Raw genomic sequence first — 16081 nt, forward strand, 5'->3', positions numbered from 1 at the left:
GTATTCAAACAAAACTAAACAACCAATCACCGATCAACTATCGGTATTCAAACAAAACTAAACAACCAATCACCGATCAACTATCGGCAATTGGCTGTATAAAGGTGTTTTGATCCCTGTCTCAAAAACGGGGGTCAGTCCCTGAGGCCCTAGCTTTTTTCTTTAACCGCGTAAGACGGCTTGATACGTATCTTCTAGTGCTTTCAATACTTTTGTATGAACAGCTGTGACTTCTTCCTCGGTCAACGTTTGTTCAGGGTTTAAATATTGAAGTGAGAATGCAACAGATTTTTTGCCTTCTTCCATATGTTCCCCTTCATATACATCAAATACAGATAGGTCTGTGAGTAATGAACCGCCTGCTTCATAGATGACTCGCTCCAGCTGTCCGCTTGAGATATGCTGATCGACAACAAGTGCAATATCTCTTGTCACAGCAGGGAATCTCGGAATCGCTGTATATTTCATATCCTTCGTTTCAGACGTCATCACATCTGTTAAATCAAACTCGAACACATACGTTTCTTTTAAATCCAATTCTTTTTCAACGACTGGATGCAGTGCGGCAACAAAGCCAATGACTTGACCATTTAAGTGAACATCTGCTGTTCGCCCTGGGTGAAGACCCTCACGCTCTGCTTGAACATATGTGATTTGGTCTGACACACCAAGCTTTTCAAACAATCCTTCAGCAATTCCTTTCGCTACATAAAAGTCGACAGCTTTTTTCTCGCCCTGCCAAAGATTTTTATGCCATAAGCCTGTCAGCGCACCAGCGACATGTTCTTTTTCCACTGGTTTTGCCCCTTCAGCTTCTGCTAAGAAAACTGAGCCCGTTTCATAAAATCCGAATGAATCAGCTTGTCTTGCCAAGTTATATGCTACAGAATCAAGTAAGTTTGGCAGAAGACTTTGTCTTAGCACACTGCGTTCCTCACTCATTGGCAGAGAAAGTCTCGTTTTATAAGCTGGATGCAGGGCAAAAGCTGTGGACTTATGCTGATTCGTCAATGAATACGTAATCGCTTGAGAAAGTCCTGCGCCCTCTAAGAAACGTCTGACCTTTCTCCGCTTTACTTGGTATGGTGTGAGACCGCCAACAGTGCCGGCTGTCGCAGGCAGTGTAGATGGAATATTATCGTAGCCATATAATCTTGCAACTTCTTCAATGAGGTCTTCTTCAATCGTAATATCCATTCTGCGGGAAGGAACCGTTACGACAAGAACATCATTTGATTCGCCTACTGTAAAGCCTAGTTTGTTGAAAATCTGAATCATATCTTCTTTTGAAATGCTCATTCCAAGCACCTTGTTCACACGCTCAGTTGATACGTGAATGACATTCATACTTGCCTCAAGGTGATTTTCCTCAACTGTACCACTTAGCACTTCACCGCCTGCATACATACTGATCAATTGAGCTGCTCTTTCTGCTGCCGGCTTCGTACGCTGCGGATCGAGCCCTTTTTCAAATCGTGTGCTTGATTCACTGCGAAGCCCTAAGTCTCTAGATGCTTGACGAACTGTTTGACCGTTGAAATATGCCGCTTCTAAAAGAATCGTCGTTGTCTCATCACGCACCTCTGATTCAAAACCGCCCATGACGCCTGCTACCGCGTGCGCTTTCGTTCCATTCGTGATGACAAGATGCTTTGATGATAATGTACGCTCTTGCTCATCGAGTGTTTGAATGATTTCGCTGTCAGACGCTTTACGAACGACCACCTGCTTTGAACCAAAGCGGTCATAATCAAAGGCATGAAGCGGCTGGCCGTATTCAAGCAGTACAAAGTTTGTAATATCCACGACGTTGTTAATTGGACGGATGCCTGCATTCATCAATCTTGTTTGCATCCAAAGCGGAGCTGGTCCAATCTTTACATTTTTAATGATCTTCGCTGCATAAAGTGGATTCGCTTCTTGATCCTCAATTTTAACAGAAATATAGTCTGCTGCTTTTTCGGAAGAAGTGTCATGTGCTGTATCAGGAAGCTTGATGTCTCTCCCTAAAATGGCGGCAACCTCATAAGCGACACCCAGCATATTCAGGGCATCGGCACGGTTTGGTGTTAAGCCAAGCTCAAGTACCGCATCATCTAATTGAAGTGCTTGAAGGGCATCATCTCCTGGTTTCACGTCATTCGGGAAAACAAAGATGCCTTCTGCATATTCCTTTGGTACGAGCTTGCTCTCTACGCCTAATTCTTGCAGAGAACAAATCATGCCATGAGACTCTTCACCGCGCAGTTTTGCTTTTTTAATTTTAAAGTTGCCAGGAAGGACTGCGCCAACCGTTGCGACGGCCACATACTGTCCTTTCTCCACATTCGGCGCCCCGCAAATAATTTGCACCGGTGCGTCTTCGCCGATATCAACAAGACATTTGTTTAATTTATCCGCATTCGGATGCTGTTCACGTTCAATGACGTGTCCAACGACAACTCCTTTGATGCCTTCGCCTTTATATTCAACGGCTTCCACTTCAATTCCGCTTCTTGTGATTTTTTCTGCTAATTCATCCGGCTTGATGCCTTCTAAATCGACATAGTCTTCTAACCATTTATATGAAACAAACATGTTGATTTCCTCCTCTTAGTCCTGCTTGAATTGCTTTGTGAATCTAATGTCATTTGTGTAGAAATGGCGAATATCATCAATGCCGTATTTCAGCATTGCAATCCGTTCCACACCCATTCCAAAAGCAAAGCCTTGGTAAGTTTCTGGATCAAATCCGCTCATTTTCAGGACATTCGGATGAACCATTCCTGCACCTAAAATCTCAATCCAGCCTGTTCCTTTACATACAGAGCAGCCCTTCCCGCCGCATTTAAAGCAAGACACATCGACTTCGACAGATGGTTCTGTGAATGGGAAAAAGCTTGGACGCAGTCTAATTTCACGATCTTCCCCAAACATTTTTCTTGCGACTGTCTCCAGCGTTCCTTTTAGATCACTCATGCTAATATTGTGATCGACGACAAGCCCTTCAATTTGCATAAATTGATGTGAATGAGTCGCGTCATCACTGTCACGTCTATATACTTTCCCAGGACAGATGATCTTCACAGGACCTTGTCCTTTATATTTCTCAAGTGTACGTGCTTGTACTGGTGATGTTTGTGTTCTCATCAGTGTATCTTCGGTAATATAGAAGCTGTCCTGCATATCACGTGCCGGATGCTCCTTTGGGAGATTCAGTGCTTCAAAGTTATAATAATCCGTTTCCACTTCAGGACCTTCCTCAACGGTATAGCCCATTCCGATAAATAAATCTTCAATATCTTCGACAACTATCGTTAATGGATGTCTTGCTCCCATTTTGATTGGACTTGCCGGCAAAGTAACATCGATCGTTTGAGAAGCAAGTTTTTTCTTCACTTCTTCTGCTTCGAGCTGTTCATTTTTTTCAGCAATGGCACTAGCAATCTGCTCTCTTACTTCGTTTGCGAGTGCCCCCATTTTCGGTCTTTCTTCTGCGGAAAGCTTGCCCATTCCGCGAAGTACTTCTGTAATCGGCCCTTTTTTCCCTAAGTATTGAACACGAATGTCATTAACCTCTTTGAGCGAGCTGGCTGCTTCAACCTTTGCTATCGCCTCTGTTTCAAGCTGTTTTAACGTTTCTTGCATGAGTGTGATCCTCCTTTTGATATACAAAACCGCTCGGATAAACGGCTGTTTGATCGTTTGAAGACAATAAAAAAACTCGTTCCTCCATAAAAGAAGGGACGAGTTGTGGTCGCGGTACCACCCTTGTTAAGCACAAATGCATGTGCGAATAAGCTTCATTGACATAACGGAATCAAACGAATCCGGTTCACCTTTACGCAAAACCTGCGGTCCCGGTGACAACTCCAGAGGTGAATTCCTGTTTCAGCATTCCTTAAATGCACTTTCAGTCTACGATGCATTCTCCCTAAAAGGCCGCTTCTTGAAACAATCTTCCTCTATCATGGTTTTTAAAATATTAGTTTTATTATAGTGAAAATAAACGCATGTTGCAACATTATCCACGCAAATGATAAACAAGAACAGCGGCTGCAACAGCTACATTTAATGATTCTGCCTGCCCATACATTGGCACATATAAATTTTGGTCTGTCATTTGCAGAATCTCTGGATCAATACCTGCTCCTTCATTTCCAACAATTAATGCAAACGGACCTTCTGCCGTTACGCTTCTATACTCTTTCGCATCTTTTAAGGCACTTCCGTATACAGGTATGCCTCGTTCTTTCAGCTCCGTGATCGCCTGTTGAAGAGTTTGCTTTAAGATAGGCAGGTGAAAATGAGACCCTTGTGCCGAACGGAGCGTTTTTCCGTTAAACGCATCAACTGTTCCTTCTCCTAAGATCACAGCATCAAGACCAGCGGCATCTGCTGTTCGAATGAGTGTGCCTAAATTCCCCGGGTCCTGCACTGCGTCTAATAAAAGAAGTCGTTCAACCTTCTTTTCTTCAAAAACAGGAACTGTACAGACTGCGGCAATGTGCTGAGGCGTTTCTGTTTCTGTCATGGCAGAAAAGGCCTCTTCGCTCAGTTCATAAAGCTCAATGTCAGGCTGGATATGAGAAGGAAGCATATCGGGCGAGGTGACCATTAATTCCTTCACGATCCCGCTCTTTAATGCTTCTTCGACTAAATGTATTCCCTCCACGAGAAACAGCCCCGTTTTCGTTCGTTCTTTTTTCGTATGGAGCTTCTTCCACTGTTTAATGTTTGTGTTTTTAGCTGATTCTATATATTTCAAGCGACGTTAACTCCTTTAATTATCATGAATTTATTATATCTCATGCACACTACATAATAAACCTGTCTTTGAGACAGAATAGGGCTATTACCATCAAAAAAGGAGTGTGGGCAATGGATTTTAATTTAAGAGGCGCAGTCATTCAAAACATTACTGGCCATAATCAAGAACAGCTTGAACATACGATTTTAGATGCTATTCAAAGCGGCGAGGAAAAAATGCTGCCAGGCCTTGGCGTGTTGTTCGAAGTGCTATGGCAAGAAGCATCAGAAAACGAGAAAAATGAGATCCTTGAAACATTAGAACAAGGCTTAAAGCCTCAGCAGCAGCAATAAAAAGAAGCCGGTTTGCTTATAAAAGCAAGCCGGCCTTTTTCATTTAGCCAGTGATAGGCGTTTCCATTCGAAGCGCTGGATCACGCCAGATTTCGACCCATTTTTTTATCGCAAACACAATAATCACAAAACCTAAGATCAGCATGATGATCGAAAGCACCGCATTCAGCACGCTGTAGCCAGATGCTTCAGGATTGAGATATACATTCGCTACCATCCAATAGCCTGCATAATTCACCGTCACATATAAGTAAGCAAGCGGAATTAAACAAGTGAGCATATATCGCCTTTTATCTGCAATTTTTAATACAACAGTTGCCCCAATGATTAACCCAACCGAAGCCATTAACTGGTTTGAAACCCCAAACAGCGCCCAAATAGACCCGATGTCCCCTGAGTAAAGTAAGTATCCCCACATAAAACAAGCAAGCGCACTTGCAAACACCGAACCAGGTACCCAGTCAGTTCGTTTAAGCGGTTTATATGCTTCGCCTAAGAAGTCTTGAATCAAATAGCGTGCCACACGTGTCCCCGCATCAATAGCAGTTAAAATAAAGACAGCCTCAAACATAATGACGAACTGGAAGAAGTAAGAAGCCAAATGACTAAAGAACGGAATCCCCGTAAAGATATACGCCATCCCTACAGCCAATGTCACGGCACCACCCGTTCTTCCTTCTAAGTCGAGGCCGATTTCCTTACTCAGCTGCGGAAGGTTTTCGACACTCATACCGAGTGTACGAAACACTTCTGGCGTACTGTTTATCGCAAAATAATCTCCTGGATGCAGGGCAGTAGCCGCAATTAAAGCCATAATCCCAACTAAGCATTCCACAAGCATTGCGCCAAACGCAACAGGCTTCATATCACTCCATCGGTCCAGCATCTTAGGTGTTGTCCCTGAACCAACAAATGCGTGGAAACCAGAAATGGCACCGCAAGCAATGGTAATCGAAATAAATGGCCAGACAGGACCAGCTAATACAGGTCCTCCTCCATTCACAAACTCTGTAAACGCCGGGAATTGAATGGACGGATTCACGACAAAGATTCCGGCAATCAGCGCAATGAATACACCAATTTTCATAAAACTACTTAAATAGTCCCTCGGTGCAAGCAGCAGCCAAACTGGCAGAGCCGCAGCAAAAAAGGCATAGATCGGCAAGGCAAGAGCAAGCGTTTTTGTATCAAGGGTTAAAAAATCACCTAGTGCTGTTCCTTGAATATTTGGCCCAAGGAATACACCAAACATCAGCAAAATAAATCCCGCAGATGTCGCCAGCTTTAAATTGCCTGTTTTTTTATAATACAGACCAACCCCCATTGCAATCGGAATCGTGATTCCAACTGCAAATGTCCCCCAAGGGTTACGTTCTAAAGCATGAAGCACAACCATAGACAAACCTGCCATTGTGATGGTAATAATAAACAGCATCGCAAGCCCTGTACAAAACCCGGCAACAGGTCCCAGCTCTTCCTTCGCTACCTCTGATAATGATTTCCCCTTTTTTCGCATCGACGCAAATAAGACGACTAGATCATGTACAGCTCCGCCTATGACTGCACCAATTAAAAGCCAAAGGAGACCAGGTAAATATCCAAATTGAGCGGCTAAAATCGGACCCACTAACGGACCAGCAGCTGCAATCGCAGCAAAGTGATGCCCAAATGTGACCCATTTATTTGTCGGCACATAATCTTTCCCGTCCTCTAGCGTGTGAGCCGGTGTAGGATGATCATCTGTGACCTTTAATACCTTGACCATCATAAATGTGCCATAAAGACGATAGGCAATCGCTAAAATACACATAGATCCTATTACAATTGTAACCGCATTCATTTAACCATCCCCTTTGTATAAACAATTTGTTACAAATATAACATAAATTGATTGATTTTTCTTTCTTTTAAAACCAAGTTGACAAATAAGAATAATGTGTTTATTCTTAAGGTAGCTTCACCTACTTCCATAAACTCTCTTTTGACAGGGCATTCTATGGCTCTGTCCTTTTTATTGCTTTCATCTTACAAAAATAAACGCTCGATCACATGTGCCTTATTCACTAGGAAACACTCTCTTCTTTTACCAAAAACAGTTCTTTTGGCTCAACTTGAACACACCGTTCATTTCCTGGGAAATTCAATAAAAAAAGCCTTTCCCCTGTACTGAGGAAAGGCATTCTTCCTTAAGAACCGTACGTAATCTGTTCAACGGTTTTTTGATCAAGTCTTTTGATCACTTCTGTTAAAAGCTTCACTGCATTTTCATAATCATCTCGGTGAATCATTGCAGCATGGGTATGAATATATCTGCTCGGAATCCCGATAGATAGTGATGGAACTCCATGACCTGTTAAATGAATACCGCCAGCATCTGTCCCGCCGCCAGGCATTGAGTCATATTGATAAGGAATGTTCAGCTCATCAGCTGTTTGGACAACAAAATCACGAAGTCCTTTATGAGAGACCATTGAAGCATCAAATACAACAATTGTTGGGCCTTTGCCAAGTTTGCTAGTTGCTTCTTTCTCAGTGATGCCTGGTGTATCTCCTGCTACACCTACATCAATGGCAAATCCAATATCGGGCTGAATTGTAGCCGCTGCTGTTTTGGCTCCGCGCAGGCCTACTTCCTCTTGGACAGTTGCGACGCTGTAAGCAATATTCTCATGCTGAGCATTGTGTAAGTTTTTCATGACATCAATGGCCACTGCACAGCCAATGCGGTTGTCCCATGCTTTTGCAAGGAGCATTTTTTCATCATTCATGACTGTAAACTCAAAGTAAGGAACGATTTGATCTCCAGGCAGCACGCCCCACTCCATTGCCTGTTCTTTGCTTGACGCCCCAATATCAATAAACATATCCGTAATCTCAATTGACTTTTTACGAGCTTCAGGTGACAAGACGTGTGGTGGCTTTGAACCAATTACCCCTGTGATCTCTCCCTTTTTCGTCACAATGGTGACACGCTGGGCGAGCATGACTTGTGACCACCAGCCGCCGACTGTTTGAAAACGAATGTAGCCTTTGTCATCAATTTTTGTCACCATGAATCCTACTTCATCTAAGTGACCAGCGAGCATAATTTTAGGTCCGTTTGCGTTTCCTTCCTTTTTAGCGATTAAGCTGCCAAGGCGGTCTGTAGAGACTTCATCTGCATATGATTCTATGTATGTCTGCATGACTTTTTTGACATCACGTTCATTTCCTGGAATCCCTTTTGCATCCGTTAGGTCTTTCAGCATAGTTAATGTTTGATCGAGCTTTGTCATTCCATTTATCCTCCTTTATCTTCATGGTGCATTCTTATTATACAAAACCTCTTTCGTTCAATACGATCTTTTTATGAATATTTTTTCGTTTTACGAAATATTTTTTTAAAAAAAGTTGAAACCTTTTGGCGTTTTCATTCGTAGTACATCAGATAACGGTATTGGAGGTGCATCCTGTCATGTTTGTAATCCTCATGAGACTAGCTCTTGTTGCACTGCTTGTCTACATCTTCTACATGGCGGTAAAATTCTTCTCAAATCCGAGAAGAAAGCTGAAACAAGCACAATTAAAAGAAGGCTTTTATTTTATGGACGAACAGCAAAATGCACGCAAAAATTTTAATTTCGTCTATAAAGGTGTCTTGTTTGAAGGGGAGAAGCATGTTCCTTCTAAGGATCATCCTCTGTTTGTCCACTCCATTTACGTTTGGACGGAGACACCTGAGAAGCTGAGTGAATTTACATTAGAAGACTTTGAAAAACTGGAGGAAAACATTATCGAGCGTTATCCTCAAACAAAAATTGATTGGGATCAGCCTATTAAAAAAATCAAACAAAAAAAAGGAGCAGACACGCCGTCCTAATGGCGTCTGCTCCTTTTTCAAATAACTTGGATATATCCCAATAGGATCAACTGCAAAATAATTAATACAGGCATGCCGATTTGAAAGGCAGGATGCTTTGTTTTATGACGGAAATACTGCATTCCTAGATACGATCCGGCAGCGCCAAAAAGAACCGCAGCACTCCATAAATGCGCCTCTGAAATTCTCCATTTATGTGCTTTGGCCCGGCGTTTGTCCTCACCCATGAGAAAAAAGCCGTAGCCATTCACTAAAATAAGCAGCAGGATTAAAGCCATATTCATTCATTTCACCTCACATGATGAGAAAAAAGATCACCCCTCGAAGGAATGATCTTTTATAAAACTTACTTGTCTAGTTGTGCTTTTGCAGCATCAGCAAGCTGATTGAATGCGCTTAGGTCATTCACAGCAAGGTCAGCAAGCATTTTGCGGTTTACTTCGATACCAGAAAGCTTTAAGCCATGCATTAAACGGCTGTAAGAAAGACCGTTCATACGAGCTGCAGCGTTGATACGAGTGATCCATAGTTTACGGAAGTCACGTTTTTTCTGACGACGGTCACGGAAAGCGTAGTTTCCAGATTTCATCACCTGTTGGTTTGCTACTTTGTATAATCTATGTTTTGAACCGAAATAACCTTTTGCTAATTTAAGAACCTTTTTACGACGCTGACGCGACACAGTTCCGCCTTTTACTCTTGGCATTGTAATTCCCTCCTATGATTCCTATTCCAAATTACTTGATGTTTGCAAGTTGTTGTTTGATACGTTTGAAATCTCCAGCACTTACGATTGCGCTCTTACGCAATTTACGTTTTTGCTTTGTAGATTTATTAGCGAACAAGTGACTTGTGTACGCATGAGAACGTTTAAGTTTACCAGAACCTGTTTTTTTGAAACGTTTAGCAGATCCGCGGTGAGTTTTCATTTTTGGCATTGGATGTTTCCTCCCTCTGTTACTTTACTTTTCGACTTTTGGTGCAAGCATGAGGAACATGCTGCGTCCGTCCATCTTAGGTTTTGTTTCTACTGTTGCTACTTCAGCGCAAGCTTCAGAGAAACGGTCTAACACGCGCTGTCCGATTTCTTTATGCGTAATCGCACGGCCTTTAAAGCGGATAGAAGCTTTCACTTTATCTCCCTTTTCAAGGAATTTGATTGCATTACGGAGCTTCGTGTTAAAATCATGTTCATCGATTGTCGGGCTCAACCGAACTTCTTTTAAGCTAATGATTTTTTGATTCTTACGTGCCTCTTTTTCCTTCTTCTGCTGTTCGAATCGGAACTTACCATAGTCCATGATTCGGCAAACAGGTGGTTTTGCATTTGCAGCAACTAACACAAGGTCAAGATTAGCTTTAGCAGCAATTTCCAGAGCTTCCTGGCGGGTTTTAATCCCAAGCTGATCGCCATTTTGTCCGATCAAACGAACTTCACGCGCACGAATACCTTCATTAACTAATTGATCTTTGCTAATAGTGAGCCACCTCCATGAGATTTTGAATTGAGTTCACAATTCATTTTGACCATTTCGTTGTATGTTTTACAGGCAAACAAAAAGTGTGGGCATATAAAACACCCACACTGCGAACATTTGCATGAAAAAATAAATGTACGGTCAACCTGTCAACTACAAACATGTGTCAATCAGGTGAGAAGCGGGTGCTTCTGCTTGTGATATCTATTCAATTCGTTAACTATTCTACACAATTTTCATTTGTCCGTCAAGTAACCGAACTCTTGAAACAACTTTTTCAGTTTAACATGATGAGACGAATTGGGCAAGACTTTTTCACACCATGCGCCATCAAAGAATCAACTGCATAAAGATTGGAATGACGATAACGGTCACAACTCCTACGACCACAACGGCGATACTTGCCATCGCTGCTTCTACTTCTCCCATCTCAATTCCAACAGAAACCCCAAGCGCATGTCCTGATGTACCAAGTGCAAGACCTTTTGCCACTGGGTTTTTAATGCGGAACAATTTTAAGAAGAAGGCACCTAGTGCATAGACAATGACGGCATTAAATATGACCGCAAAGGCTGTGATATCTGCGATTCCGCCAATATCCTTTGCAATTGGAAGAGCAATCGCTGTTGTCGCTGCTTGTGGAAGCATGCTTTTCATCACAGCCGCATCTAAATGAATTCCTTTTGCTACGAGATATACGATCGTAATAGAACAAAGTGAACCTACAAAAATAGCAGATAAAATTTGCCACCAATATTTTTTAAGCAAGGCTCTCTGCTTATAAAGCGGGATAGCGAAAGCAATCGTGGCGGGCTCTAAGAAAAATTTGATAATCTTGCCGCCCTCATTATAATCTGCGTAGGAAAAACCGCCAACTTTCAAAAATAAAATGCCTAGTACCATCGCCACAAACAGCGGGGTGAACAAGAAGAAGCCTTTTGATTTTTTAAATAAGAATGTCCCTATTCCAAAAGCGACCAATGAGACGACAATGCCAAAATAAGGGCTCATCGTACTTGTACCCATTTTGCATCTCTCCTTTAATGCGTACTTGAAGCTGGTTTATTTGAATGAGAAGGAGAAGATTTACTCTCCTTTGTCTCTTTACGTTTCTGCGGTCTTTCTGATAATTGCATGAGAAGCTGCGAAAACAGCCCTGTCGCTGCAAGTAGCATAATGGTTGCAATGATAATGACACCGACGACTTGCACACCCACTTCTTGCATGACACCTAATGATTGAATAACGGAGATCCCAGAGGGAACAAATAGAAAGCTAATGAGTCCTGTCAATGATGTACCTAATTGCTCCACCTGCTCTAGTTTGACGATTTTCGTTGTTAACAAAACAAATAATAGAACCAAACCAATGACGGATGCGGGCATCGGAATCGGTAAATACATTGAAATGAGATTAGAAACGAACATTACGGTTGCAAAAATAAATGCTTGAGATAGAAATCCATATACTTTCGTGGCACTCATGCCCCTTCACCTCTTTCTTCGACTGCCCTCAGTATAAGCCATGAAATAAACAAATGAAGCGTTTACAATGAAACTCGCTGGATTCAATGACTGAAATGCAAAAAACGAGTATTGAAATACAAACAAAAAAGCCCTCCTACTCTAGCAGGAGCGACTTCTTTAATTCTTTCGCATATGTACGGCTGACAGGAATGATGGACCCGTCTGTCATATGCAGATTATACGTCGAATTAAACCACGGCTGGACTTCTTTCATATGAGAGGTATTCACGATATAGCTGCGATGAACCCTCATAAAGTAAGCCTCAGGAAGTTTCTTTTCAATGACCACAAGCGGTTCTGAGACCTCATACATGTGATTCTTTGTTTTCACGACCTTTTTCCCCTCGCTGAGTCCTACATACATGATCTCTTCAACTTGCAGGATCACAATTGAGTCATCGACTGAGATCGCTAATTTTTGCTGGCGGGGCGCTTTCTCATCTGACACCTGGTGCTCTTTCGTCTCAACAGATTTCCATTTTTTAAACTTTTGAATGGTCTGGAGCAGCCGCTCTTCATCAAATGGTTTTGTTAAGTAATCAAGTGCACTTACCTCAAACGCCTTCAGCGCATATTGATCAAAGGCTGTCGCAAATACAACCGCTGGCGGATCAGACATCCGGTTGAGCCTTTTGGCAATATCAAATCCGTTCTCACCAGATAAATCAATGTCTAAAAAGAGCAGATCCGGCTTATGGTCGACCATCCGGTCAAAAGCAGATTCTATATTTTCTGCTTCCTCTATTTGAACATCCTCTTTCGTTCTTCGTAATAAGTATTTTAATTCATCTCTTGCTAACACTTCATCATCTACGATTAATACTTTCATCAACGAGAATCATCCTTTTTTACATAGTCCATCGGAATGCGAAATGAGATGTCAGTGCCTTGGTCACTATGAATGGATAAAGCGGCTTGTCTGCCAAAAATTCCTCTTAACCGCTGATCTAAATTAAAAAGGGCTGTCCCTGTTCCTTCTAGTGATTTGACAGGCGCTTTTAATAGCTGAGCCATCTTATCATCTTCAATCCCCTGTCCATTATCTGTCACTTTCATATAAACATGCCCATCTTTCATCAAAGCGGAAACGATGACTTCACAATTCGTTTGATGTTTAGGAAAAGCATGTCTCACTGCGTTTTCAACAAGCACCTGAAGCACAAAGGGCGGAATCATCACCTGCTCCAGCTCCTTTTCAATTTGAAAGGTCACATGGTACTTATTTGGAAACCTTGCTTGTTCAAGTGATAAATATGCCTCCACATGCTGAATCTCTTTATGCATTGGAATCAGCAGCTGGCGGGCACCTTGCATATTTGAACGAAAATAAATACTGAGCTGCAGCAGCAGCTTCCTTGCCATCTCCACATTGGTTCTGCATAAAACAGAGATGGTATTAATGGCGTTAAATAAAAAGTGCGGGTTCACTTGTGCTTGAAGTGCTTTGATCTCTGCATCTTTTAAGAGGCGGCTTTGGGTTTCCGCCTCCCCAAGCTCAAGCTGTGTGGAAAACAGCATCGCCAAACCTTCTGCAAGCTCCTCTTCCACCCTGCTTAATCCGACCGGAGAATTGAAATACATTTTTAACGTTCCAATCGTTTGACCGTTAGAAGTGAGCGGCAGCACGATTGCGGCTTCAAGAGGGCAATGGGCGACTGAACAATTGATTTCGTCCTTCGAATGTGCTTTCATAATCTTGCCGCTCATCAATACTTGTTTCGACAGCCCCGTAATCAAGCTTTTAGATGGAATATGATGATCTGTTCCATCTCCGACATGCGCTAAAATCTTTTCTGTGTCTGTTAAGGAGACCGCATCTGTTTCAGTCAACCGATGAATGATCTCCGCCACACTTTTACATGACTGTTCATTTAACCCTTGGCGGAAAAAAGGCAGTGTTTGATCGGCGATCGAAAATACACGATGTGTCTGCATCGCTTTTGCCTGCTCTTCTTGCCGAATGACTGACTGTAAAATAGATAAAAAGATAAAGCTGCCGATTCCATTCACAAAGATCATCGGCAAAGCGATGATACTGACAAGCCCCCATGCATCCGCAAATGGCCTTGCAAACAGAAGGATAATGATCATCTGTAATGATTCCATCGCTACACCAAAAAGAGCTGCTTGGCGAGGTGTGACCATTCGATTCCTCCGCTTAAATCTGCTGCCGACATAGCCTGCAATGACACCGGCTAAAATGGAAGAAATCGCACAGCTGAGCGCGGTGCTTCCCCCTAGGGTATAGCGATGGATTCCAGCTAAAAGCCCTGCGCCAATCCCTACAAACGGCCCCCCGATCAAACCACCCATTTCGATCCCCATAATTCTCGTATTGGCGATAGAGCTTGACGAGCCGAGATGATAAGAAAACTCATGATTCATGACAATTTGCTGCTGGATTTCAATACCTGTGTAATTGCTGATCATACTAAAAGAAGCAAAAATGAAGACAAGGATTGCCTTTTTCCGAAACCCTTGATTATGTAGCAATAGATTGCGAAAGCCCTTCACATGAGCAAGCACAAATCCTAAAATAACGATGATCCCCACACGCTCGATCATCATGATAATTAAATGAAGCAAACCGGCCACCTCAAATGATGTATGTCATATCTACTGTCTTTCTATTCTATCATGTGCGGTCAATGATCAAAGATCTCTCAAATCTTTTCTTTATTGGCCCCTTCTTCTATTGTAAAATGAACTTGAGCCTGTCACTTGCAGTTGAAGGTAACACATACATAACAAGGGAGAAGATCATGAAAGCCGTATTTTTCGATTTAGATGATACTTTGCTTTGGGACGAAAAAAGCATTCATACAACTTTTCAAGAAACTTGCCAGGAAGCGGAAAAGAAATATGGACTTGATCCAGAATCGTTTGAACAGATTGTACGTGAAGAAGCAAGAAAGCTGTACTCTTCCTATGAAACATATGATTATACTGTCATGATCGGCATTAATCCTTTCGAAGGACTGTGGTCCAATTTTAGTGAACCGATTAGCGAAGGCTTTCAAAAGCTGAACGCCATTGCACCAGAGTATCGTAAAAACGCTTGGACCAACGGCTTAAAGACAGCGGGAATTGACGATGAGGCATTTGGACAATATTTGGCTGATTTCTTTGCAGCAGAACGCAGAAAACGCCCATATGTCTATGAAGAAACATACCCTGTATTAAACCGCCTGAAAGGCAGCTACGAATTGCTCCTTTTAACAAATGGAGATCCTAGCCTTCAAAAGGAAAAACTGGCAGGTGTTCCTGAGCTTGCCCCTTATTTTAACGAAATTGTGATTTCAGGAGATTACGGAAAAGGCAAACCCGATCCTGGTATCTTTGAGCACTGCCTTCAGCTGTTAAACTTAACAAAAGACGAAGTGATCATGGTTGGAGATAATCCGAAAACAGATATTCTCGGTGCATCTCGGGTTGGCATCCAAACCGTTTGGATCAATCGCCATGGCAAGAAAAATGAAACAGATGTGACGCCTGATTATGAAATCAAAGACTTACATGAATTGTTTGATATATTAAAATAGAACAAAAAACACCCTTCTCTCACGAGATTGGGTGTTTTTGTATTCTCAGAGCTAAATGATTGCTGCTAGATTTTGCGCTTGCCGGTCTAAGCCGCGTGCTGCTTCTCCTACAATGATGAATTCTTCGCTTGCCTGTTTTACAAGATCCCGGTTTGTAAACACGGTTAAGTCTTCTACAACCTGTTTCATTGTGTGTTCTCTCTTCGTAATATCTGTTGCCACTTTCACAACACCCACTACAGTTCCTTCTTCATCTTGAACAGGTGAATATGTTGCTTCAAGCCATAAGCTGCTGCCATTTTTTGTGATCCGCTGCACTTTTTCCTGAAAGACTTGACCTTCTCTCAAACGCTTCCAAAACATGTGATAGCTCGTGTGTTCTATAATATGTGGAGGACAGAACTGTCTATGTTTAAGACCGATCATCTCTTCTTTAGAATATCCCATGGCTTTTGCAAAAATATCGTTCACCCATAGAACTTCACCTGTCACATTAAATTCAATCATTGCCAGCGAGTGCTCTAATGCACGAAGAACAGCTGATTGCTCCAATACATGTGACGAAAAATTGTTTGTTGTTTGCATCATCGCTTT

Annotated in this window: 17 protein-coding genes and 1 other annotated feature; of the genes, 3 read left to right on the forward strand and 14 right to left on the reverse strand. The window is 42.2% G+C overall.

Annotation, left to right across the window (positions count from 1 at the left end):
• Positions 1–162: 162 nt before the first annotated feature.
• From pheT to ASE42_RS16115, 3 genes are all read right to left on the reverse strand, one after another.
• On the reverse strand, positions 163–2577 hold the full coding sequence (gene pheT, locus ASE42_RS16105; RefSeq protein WP_056768108.1) for a phenylalanine--tRNA ligase subunit beta: 2415 nt from the start codon (positions 2575–2577) through the stop codon (positions 163–165).
• 15 nt (positions 2578–2592) lie between these two features.
• Positions 2593–3627 carry a phenylalanine--tRNA ligase subunit alpha gene (pheS, locus tag ASE42_RS16110; RefSeq protein ID WP_034624184.1) on the reverse strand — a complete coding sequence of 345 codons (1035 nt, stop codon included), beginning with the start codon at positions 3625–3627 and terminating at the stop codon, positions 2593–2595.
• 376 nt (positions 3628–4003) lie between these two features.
• The gene (locus ASE42_RS16115) at positions 4004–4747 is read right to left on the reverse strand and encodes a TrmH family RNA methyltransferase (protein ID WP_056768110.1); all 744 of its coding nucleotides are present in this window, start codon (positions 4745–4747) and stop codon (positions 4004–4006) included.
• A 113-nt stretch (positions 4748–4860) separates the two neighbouring features.
• Between ASE42_RS16115 and sspI the strand changes: the two genes are divergently transcribed.
• Entirely contained in the window at positions 4861–5082 is a 222-nt protein-coding gene (gene sspI / locus ASE42_RS16120; protein ID WP_024425725.1) for a small acid-soluble spore protein SspI, read from the forward strand.
• A gap of 43 nt (positions 5083–5125) precedes the next feature.
• Here sspI and cstA read toward each other — a convergent pair whose 3' ends face one another.
• A complete protein-coding gene (gene cstA, locus ASE42_RS16125) occupies positions 5126–6922 on the reverse strand; it encodes a carbon starvation protein CstA (protein ID WP_024425724.1) in 1797 nt (598 codons plus the stop codon).
• A 346-nt stretch (positions 6923–7268) separates the two neighbouring features.
• Entirely contained in the window at positions 7269–8357 is a 1089-nt protein-coding gene (locus ASE42_RS16130) for a M42 family metallopeptidase (RefSeq protein WP_024425723.1), read from the reverse strand.
• Between the two features lie 179 nt (positions 8358–8536).
• Here ASE42_RS16130 and ASE42_RS16135 point away from each other — a divergent pair, with 179 nt between their 5' ends.
• The gene (locus tag ASE42_RS16135) at positions 8537–8941 is read left to right on the forward strand and encodes a hypothetical protein (protein WP_024425722.1); all 405 of its coding nucleotides are present in this window, start codon (positions 8537–8539) and stop codon (positions 8939–8941) included.
• A 17-nt stretch (positions 8942–8958) separates the two neighbouring features.
• Here ASE42_RS16135 and ASE42_RS16140 read toward each other — a convergent pair whose 3' ends face one another.
• The 8 genes from ASE42_RS16140 to ASE42_RS16175 form a co-directional block, all read right to left on the reverse strand.
• Entirely contained in the window at positions 8959–9225 is a 267-nt protein-coding gene (locus tag ASE42_RS16140; RefSeq protein ID WP_024426128.1) for a DUF1294 domain-containing protein, read from the reverse strand.
• Between the two features lie 62 nt (positions 9226–9287).
• Positions 9288–9647, reverse strand: a complete 360-nt coding sequence (rplT, locus tag ASE42_RS16145; protein WP_003216409.1) for a 50S ribosomal protein L20 — start codon at positions 9645–9647, stop codon at positions 9288–9290.
• A gap of 31 nt (positions 9648–9678) precedes the next feature.
• Positions 9679–9879: a 50S ribosomal protein L35 gene (rpmI, locus tag ASE42_RS16150; RefSeq protein WP_003216324.1), complete on the reverse strand. Its 201-nt coding sequence runs from the start codon at positions 9877–9879 to the stop codon at positions 9679–9681.
• A gap of 24 nt (positions 9880–9903) precedes the next feature.
• A complete protein-coding gene (gene infC, locus ASE42_RS16155; protein ID WP_024425720.1) occupies positions 9904–10419 on the reverse strand; it encodes a translation initiation factor IF-3 in 516 nt (171 codons plus the stop codon).
• Positions 10420–10490: 71 nt separating this feature from the next.
• Positions 10491–10622: a sequence feature (ribosomal protein L20 leader region), on the reverse strand.
• A gap of 127 nt (positions 10623–10749) precedes the next feature.
• Positions 10750–11445, reverse strand: a complete 696-nt coding sequence (gene lrgB / locus ASE42_RS16160) for an antiholin-like protein LrgB (RefSeq protein ID WP_024425719.1) — start codon at positions 11443–11445, stop codon at positions 10750–10752.
• A gap of 14 nt (positions 11446–11459) precedes the next feature.
• Positions 11460–11903: an antiholin-like murein hydrolase modulator LrgA gene (gene lrgA / locus ASE42_RS16165; RefSeq protein WP_056768112.1), complete on the reverse strand. Its 444-nt coding sequence runs from the start codon at positions 11901–11903 to the stop codon at positions 11460–11462.
• Positions 11904–12039: 136 nt separating this feature from the next.
• Positions 12040–12777 (reverse strand): LytR/AlgR family response regulator transcription factor, encoded by a 738-nt coding sequence (locus ASE42_RS16170; protein WP_056768115.1) that lies wholly within the window; start codon positions 12775–12777, stop codon positions 12040–12042.
• Positions 12774–14531 carry a sensor histidine kinase gene (locus ASE42_RS16175; RefSeq protein WP_056768119.1) on the reverse strand — a complete coding sequence of 586 codons (1758 nt, stop codon included), beginning with the start codon at positions 14529–14531 and terminating at the stop codon, positions 12774–12776. The genes ASE42_RS16170 and ASE42_RS16175 overlap by 4 nt, the downstream gene beginning before the upstream one ends.
• Before the next feature lie 176 nt (positions 14532–14707).
• Between ASE42_RS16175 and ASE42_RS16180 the strand changes: the two genes are divergently transcribed.
• Positions 14708–15487, forward strand: a complete 780-nt coding sequence (locus ASE42_RS16180; protein WP_056768122.1) for an HAD family hydrolase — start codon at positions 14708–14710, stop codon at positions 15485–15487.
• 51 nt (positions 15488–15538) lie between these two features.
• Here ASE42_RS16180 and ASE42_RS16185 read toward each other — a convergent pair whose 3' ends face one another.
• Positions 15539–16075 carry a PAS domain-containing protein gene (locus ASE42_RS16185; protein WP_056768125.1) on the reverse strand — a complete coding sequence of 179 codons (537 nt, stop codon included), beginning with the start codon at positions 16073–16075 and terminating at the stop codon, positions 15539–15541.
• Positions 16076–16081 lie beyond the last annotated feature (6 nt).

This window comes from Bacillus sp. Root920, assembly GCF_001429445.1.
GTDB classification, from domain to species: Bacteria; Bacillota; Bacilli; order Bacillales; family Bacillaceae; genus Bacillus; species Bacillus safensis.

Excerpts from the sequence above, each read along its gene's own strand:
- pheT (WP_056768108.1), bottom strand. The coding sequence starts at position 2,577 with ATGTTTGTTTCATATAAATGGTTAGAAGACTATGTCGATTTAGAAGGC.
- pheS (WP_034624184.1), bottom strand. The coding sequence starts at position 3,627 with ATGCAAGAAACGTTAAAACAGCTTGAAACAGAGGCGATAGCAAAGGTT.
- sspI (WP_024425725.1), top strand. The coding sequence starts at position 4,861 with ATGGATTTTAATTTAAGAGGCGCAGTCATTCAAAACATTACTGGCCAT.
- cstA (WP_024425724.1), bottom strand. The coding sequence starts at position 6,922 with ATGAATGCGGTTACAATTGTAATAGGATCTATGTGTATTTTAGCGATT.
- ASE42_RS16130 (WP_024425723.1), bottom strand. The coding sequence starts at position 8,357 with ATGACAAAGCTCGATCAAACATTAACTATGCTGAAAGACCTAACGGAT.
- ASE42_RS16135 (WP_024425722.1), top strand. The coding sequence starts at position 8,537 with ATGTTTGTAATCCTCATGAGACTAGCTCTTGTTGCACTGCTTGTCTAC.
- ASE42_RS16140 (WP_024426128.1), bottom strand. The coding sequence starts at position 9,225 with ATGAATATGGCTTTAATCCTGCTGCTTATTTTAGTGAATGGCTACGGC.
- rplT (WP_003216409.1), bottom strand. The coding sequence starts at position 9,647 with ATGCCAAGAGTAAAAGGCGGAACTGTGTCGCGTCAGCGTCGTAAAAAG.
- rpmI (WP_003216324.1), bottom strand. The coding sequence starts at position 9,879 with ATGCCAAAAATGAAAACTCACCGCGGATCTGCTAAACGTTTCAAAAAA.
- lrgB (WP_024425719.1), bottom strand. The coding sequence starts at position 11,445 with ATGGGTACAAGTACGATGAGCCCTTATTTTGGCATTGTCGTCTCATTG.
- lrgA (WP_056768112.1), bottom strand. The coding sequence starts at position 11,903 with ATGAGTGCCACGAAAGTATATGGATTTCTATCTCAAGCATTTATTTTT.
- ASE42_RS16180 (WP_056768122.1), top strand. The coding sequence starts at position 14,708 with ATGAAAGCCGTATTTTTCGATTTAGATGATACTTTGCTTTGGGACGAA.
- ASE42_RS16185 (WP_056768125.1), bottom strand. The coding sequence starts at position 16,075 with ATGATGCAAACAACAAACAATTTTTCGTCACATGTATTGGAGCAATCA.